The sequence below is a fragment of the Arthrobacter sp. HLT1-20 genome, from assembly GCF_054510895.1.
On the sequence record NZ_JBTNDR010000066.1, the window covers coordinates 1 to 5,774 of the forward strand.

The 5,774-nt window shown below is 63.4% G+C and carries 6 protein-coding genes; all 6 read right to left on the reverse strand.

Annotation, left to right across the window (positions count from 1 at the left end; genetic code table 11):
- Positions 1 to 178: 178 nt before the first annotated feature.
- A complete protein-coding gene (gene fabF, locus ACX80Q_RS18545; protein WP_459332018.1) occupies positions 179 to 1,441 on the reverse strand; it encodes a beta-ketoacyl-ACP synthase II in 1,263 nt (420 codons plus the stop codon).
- A 130-nt stretch (positions 1,442 to 1,571) separates the two neighbouring features.
- A complete protein-coding gene (locus tag ACX80Q_RS18550) occupies positions 1,572 to 1,817 on the reverse strand; it encodes an acyl carrier protein (protein ID WP_363885028.1) in 246 nt (81 codons plus the stop codon).
- A 90-nt stretch (positions 1,818 to 1,907) separates the two neighbouring features.
- Entirely contained in the window at positions 1,908 to 2,969 is a 1,062-nt protein-coding gene (locus ACX80Q_RS18555; protein WP_459332019.1) for a beta-ketoacyl-ACP synthase III, read from the reverse strand.
- Positions 2,966 to 3,919: an ACP S-malonyltransferase gene (locus tag ACX80Q_RS18560; RefSeq protein ID WP_459332020.1), complete on the reverse strand. Its 954-nt coding sequence runs from the start codon at positions 3,917 to 3,919 to the stop codon at positions 2,966 to 2,968. Before ACX80Q_RS18560 ends, ACX80Q_RS18555 begins: the two co-directional genes overlap by 4 nt.
- A gap of 140 nt (positions 3,920 to 4,059) precedes the next feature.
- Positions 4,060 to 5,358, reverse strand: coding sequence for a PucR family transcriptional regulator (locus tag ACX80Q_RS18565; protein ID WP_459332021.1), 1,299 nt, complete (start codon positions 5,356 to 5,358; stop codon positions 4,060 to 4,062).
- A gap of 175 nt (positions 5,359 to 5,533) precedes the next feature.
- A partial coding sequence (locus ACX80Q_RS18570) for a hypothetical protein (RefSeq protein WP_459332022.1) occupies positions 5,534 to 5,774 on the reverse strand: 241 nt, incomplete at its 5' end.

Sequence of the window (5,774 nt, forward strand, 5' to 3'; positions counted from 1 at the left end):
TGCATCAAACGCTACCTCGCCCGCACCGTCTACAAAATCCTCAACTCAAAAATCGAGACCCCGGCCTCGGCTTGACAAATATAGAAGGGTCCCGCAGAAAACGGCGAAAATATGCGTTTTGGACGCAATTTTCGCCGTTTTCTGCGGGTCAATTGTTCGGGGCCGACGCGGGCGGAGGCTAGCTGGGCAGCTCGACCTTGGGGCCTGTGCTGCGGATGGCCACAACAGCGTTGTGTCCGCCGAACCCGAAGGAGTTGTTCAGCGCCATGATCTCGCCCTCGGGCAGCGCCCTCGGTGATCCGGTGATGACATCCAGCGGGATTTCCGGGTCCTGGTTTTCCAGATTGATGGTCACAGGGGCCAGGCGGTGGTAAACAGCCAGCACCGTCAACACCGACTCCACGGCACCCGAGGCGCCCAACAGGTGGCCTGTCTGGGACTTGGTGGCCGAAACGCACACGTTGTGCACGTGTTCGCCCAAGGCGGCCTTCAATGCCGTGTACTCGGGCTTGTCACCAACGGGAGTGGACGTGGCGTGGGCGTTGACGTGGACAACGTCCTCGGGAAGGGCGCGGGCATCAAACAGGGCTGCCTTGAGCGCACGGGTGGCGCCCAGGCCCTGCGGGTCCGGGGCCGTGATGTGGTAGGCGTCGGCGGTGACCGAGGTGCCGGCCAATTCGCCGTAGATGCGTGCGCCGCGGGCCAGGGCGTGCTCCTCAGCCTCGAGCACCAGGGCCCCGGCGCCTTCGCCCATGACAAAGCCGTCGCGGTTGAGGTCGTACGGGCGTGACGCCGTCTCGGGAGAGTCGTTGCGCTTGGAGAGTGCCTGCATGGCAGCAAAGGAAGCCATGGGCAGCGGGTGGATCGCAGCCTCGGCGCCACCGGCCACCACGATGTCTGCCTTGCCTGAACGGATCAGTTCCAGTCCGATGTGCAGGGCCTCGGTTCCGGAGGCACAGGCAGAAACGGGGGTGTGGGCACCGGCGCGGGCGCCAAGGTCCAGGCTGACGGCAGCGGCAGGGCCATTGGGCATCAACATGGGTACGGTCATGGGCAGGACGCGGCGGGGGCCCTTTTCACGCAGGGTGTCCCACGCGTCAAGAAGCGTCCACACGCCACCAATTCCTGTGGCAAAGGCGACGGCGAGGCGGTCGTGGTCGATTTCCTCCAGGCCGGAATCCTTCCAAGCCTCGCGGGCGGCCACAACAGCGAATTGAGTTGAGGGGTCCATGCGCTTGGCTTCAACGCGGCTCAGGACATCCGTGGCAGGAGTTGTCACACGGGCGGCGAAGTGAACGGGAAGATCATACTTTTCCACCCAGTCGTCGGTAAGCGTGTGGGCGCCGGAGACGCCCTTGAGGGCGTTCTTCCACATGGTCGGGACGTCGCCGCCAATAGGCGTCGTGGCGCCCAGTCCGGTGATGACTACTTTGCGGGCCATGGTTCAACTCTCTACAAAATTTATGGGGCAGGGCGAATCAATGATTTTGTGGTTGGCCGGCGTCCTGCATTCCGGCCAACCACCATACCCCGAGCCGCTTGCGCAACAAGGGAGTTAACGCTGTGGCTGATTAAACCTGTGCGCCTGCAATGAAGCTGACTGCATCGCCAACGGTCTTGAGGTTCTTGACTTCCTCGTCCGGGATCTTGACGTCGAACTTCTCTTCGGCGTTGACAACAATAGTCATCATGGAGATGGAATCGATGTCCAGGTCATCAGTGAAGGACTTGTCAAGCTCTACAGCCTCGGGGGCCAGGCCCGTCTCTTCGTTGACGATTTCAGCCAAACCGGCCAAGATTTCTTCGTTGCTAGCCATTGATGGCTCCTTTTCTTGTTGTGCTGTGATCACCGAGATGATCTTTTCAGGCGTTGATGATCGCCCCACGGATGTGGGGAGATACGTTTATTAGGGTAGGCGCACCACTTGGGCGCCAAACACCAGTCCGGCACCAAAGCCGATCTGAAGCGAAAGTTTACCGGAGAGCTCCGGGTTCTCCGCCAGCAGCCGGTGTGTTGCCAGTGGAATGGAGGCAGCCGAGGTGTTGCCGGCATCGGCAATGTCGCGGCCAATGATGACGTGCTCGGGCAGTTTGAGCTGCTTGGCAAGCTCGTCGATGATGCGCATATTGGCCTGGTGCGGCACAAAGGCGCCCAGGTCATCCGCCGTGACACCAGCTGACTCGAGGGCAGCCTTGGCAACCTTCGCCATTTCCCACACAGCCCAGCGGAACACCGTTTGGCCGTCCTGGCGCAGGGTGGGCCACAAGCTTGCGTGGGCTTCGTCGGCGGCAGCCAGGTCAACGCCGTCGCCCTTCATGGCCTGCTCGCTGAAGTCGCGGATGTCCAGTTGCGAGTGGGTCATCCCGATGGTGTCCCACTTGCCTCCGTCGGATCCCCAGACCGTGGGGCTGATGCCGGGTTCCTCGGACGGGCCAATGACAACCGCGCCAGCGCCGTCGCCCAGCAGGAAGGAAATGGTGCGCTCGTGGTTGTCAATGACATCCGAGAGCTTTTCCACACCAATGACCAGGACGTAGTCGGCGGTGCCGGAGCGGACCAGCGAGTCGCCCTGGGCTACGCCGTAGCAGTAGCCGGCGCAGGCAGCCGAGATGTCAAAGGCCGGGGCCGGCGTGCAGCCCAACTTGTCAGCAATCAGGGCTGCAGCCGAGGGGGTGGCGTACGGGTGCGTCACGGTTGACACCAGTACGGCGCCAATCTGGGACGGCTCAATGCCTGCGCGCTTGATGGCCTCGGCCCCCGCACCGACAGCCATGTCCACCACGGAGACGTCCTTGGGGGCGCGGTGGCGGGTGACGATGCCTGTCCGTTGGCGGATCCACTCATCGGATGAATCGATCCACTGGCACACGTCGTCATTGGTGACGATCACGGACGGCCGGTACGCGCCAATGCCCATGATGGCCGATCCTGGGCGGAGGGTGCTTTGTTTCAGCGTGGGAGTGCTCACAGGGTTCCTTCGTGGGGCGCGGTGTGGGCTGCCAGCAATTCCGCGGCAGCCGCGAGGTCATCAGGTGTCTTCACAGCAAGGGTGGCAATGCCGCTCATGCCCCGCTTGGCCAAACCTGTCAAGGTCCCGGCCGGGGTGAGCTCGATCAAGGCCGTCACACCCATGGCCGACATGGTTTCCATGCACAAGTCCCAGCGGACAGGCCGCGATACCTGGGCGATCAGCGACTCAAGTGCCGCTTCCCCGGAAGGTACGACGGCGCCGTCGTAGTTGGAGAGCAGCGCCACCTTGGGTGGGTGCGGGGTCAGTGACGGGGCGAGGGCCTTCAGGGCCGAAACAGCGGGGGTCATGTGGTGCGTATGGAACGCGCCCGCAACCTGAAGCGGGATGACACGGGCCTTGGCGGGAGGGGCGGCAACCAGGGCCGCGATCTGCTCAAGCGTTCCCGCGGCAACCGTTTGGCCCTTGGAGTTCATGTTGGCAGGAGTCAGGCCCGCTGCCGCAATGGCTGCCAGCACCTCATCGGCGTCGCCGCCCACCACGGCAGCCATGCCAGTGGGCGTGGCTGCGGCGGCCTCGGCCATGCGGTTGGCGCGTTCACGCACAAACGCCATGGCATCAGCGTTGGAAAGGGTCCCGGTGAGTGCGGCTGCGGTGATTTCACCCACCGAGTGGCCGGCAACCACGACGTTGCGGCCGGCGAGGGCGGTTGCCACCTCGGTGCCCAGCAGGGCCTGTGCGGCAATGAGGCCGGCAGCCACAATCAGGGGCTGGGCAACGGCCGTGTTCTTGATGGTTTCGGCGTCGCTGGTGGTGCCATGGGTGAGCAGGTCAATCCCCGCGGCATCGCTCAGGGTGGCCAATTGGGCGGCCACGCCGGGGCGTTCCAGCCACGGCGAAAGGAACCCGGGAGTTTGAGAGCCCTGTCCAGGGCAGACTATTGCAAGCACATTAACCAGCTTTCCAAACAAAATGGCATTTTCACGGTGTTTTCATACACCAAGCTCTTCGCCGCGATTTGTAGGAAGTCTACAATAGGGCCGCGTTGGGGGCCCCATTGGCGACTTCTTTTTGGGGACGTTCCTCCAATTTACTGCCCGGAAGCCTGCATGGATGCCTTGGCGGGCGCTGCCCCGTGTTTGTTGGGCGTCGGCTTGGACACCGACGGTTTTGTTGGCGTGGCCAGCCGGCCCACGATGAGGGCTGTCTGCAGGACAAATGCCTCCCGGGGGATCAACGGATCCCACCCCGTGACGTCGCAGACGCGGCGCAGACGGTAGCGGACGGTGTTGGAATGGACAAACAGGTCGCGGGCCGCGGCCTCCAGCGAATGGCCCCCCTGCAGATAGCTGCTGAGTGTTTCGATCAGGCCGTTGGAGGCGGCAAGCAGCGGCCGGTAGATGCTCATCAGCAATGCCCGCTTGGCGGAGTCGTCGCCGCCAAGGACGCGTTCGGGCAGCAGGTCATCGGCCGAGACGGGCCGTGGCGCTGCCGACCAGCCCTTAGCTACTGCCATCCCCGCGAACGCCGCTTTTGCTGAGGCAGTGGCGTCCTGCAAGGTGGCGGCCAGGGGGCCATAGACCACGGCCCCCGGGGCGAAAAGTTCGCTCAGCCGGATATAGGCCGACTCGGGATCCGTCACATTGCCCAGCACCAAAATGAGCTTGTCGCCTTGGATTCCCACCATGACGTCCTCGGCGAAACGGCCTGCTGCGCGGCGCAAGGTGGCAAGGAATAAGGCGTTGGCCTCCTGTGGGGCGGGGCCCACCATGATGGTGAAGTGGCTGTGCGAGGTCCACCCCAGGGCCGAAATGCGTGATTGCAGTGCGTCAGCGTTTTCCCCGCGCAGGATCCCATCAACAGCCAAGGCCTCCAGGCGGGTGTCCCAGGCGCCGCGGTTTTCGGCGGCCCGGGCGTAAACGTCGGCAGCGGCGAATGCTACTTCCCTCGAATAGCGCAGGACTGCCTCACGCAGATCAACCTGTTCCTCGGCGGCGGCCAACTCGGGAACCCTGTCCTCCACCACCTGAACCACCGTGCGGATCAGTTGCAGGGCCCGTTGCAGGCTGATGGAACGGGTGAGTTCGGTGGGGGCTGTGCCAAAGACGTCTGAGAGCACCCAGCTGGGGGAGGAGGGATGCTCGTACCAGGAGACGAAGGCTGTTATGCCGTTTTGGGCCACCAATCCCAGGGCGGACCGTTCATCGGCGCTGAGCCTGCGGTACCAGGGGAGGGTGGTTTCCAGCTCCCGGCGCATCATGGTGGAAAGCGGGCCAATGTTGGCGCGCAGCCGCTCCAGGGTTTCGGAGGTGTTCTTGCTGCCGGCTGCCTTGACACCGGCCGTGGCCTCGGTGGGGGGAGTGGCTGCAGATGTTTTCTTGGCTACCATCCCTTGAGGATATGTCCTTAGCCGCCAAGGTGGCTATTTGTGTGAACCCAACAACTCAAGAACGCCGGAAACACGTAGCTTCGGGGCTTAACGTGGAACGGGTGGTTGCTGTGACTGTAGGGGTTCTACAGTCACAGCAACCACCCGTTCACAGGTGTTGCGAGTTGTCTAGCTGTTAGCCTTCGCCGCCTGCGCTGCCGGTGGTGCCGGCGTTGACGTTGAGGAGATCGTATTTCGTGGCTGCCTGTGTGGCGGCGTTGGGGTCGATCTTGCCTTGTTTGGCGAGCATTTGCAGGGTGCGGACTACCACGGAGTGGGTGTCGTTTTTGAAGTACCTGCGTGCTGCTTGGCGGGTGTCGGAGAAGCCGAAGCCGTCGGCGCCGAGGGTGGCGAAGTCGTTGGGCAGGAACTGGCGT

Coding starts and splice junctions, on each gene's coding strand:
- ACX80Q_RS18565 (WP_459332021.1), bottom strand. CDS start 5,358: ATGGTAGCCAAGAAAACATCTGCAGCCACTCCCCCCACCGAGGCCACG.
- fabF (WP_459332018.1), bottom strand. CDS start 1,441: ATGGCCCGCAAAGTAGTCATCACCGGACTGGGCGCCACGACGCCTATT.
- ACX80Q_RS18550 (WP_363885028.1), bottom strand. CDS start 1,817: ATGGCTAGCAACGAAGAAATCTTGGCCGGTTTGGCTGAAATCGTCAAC.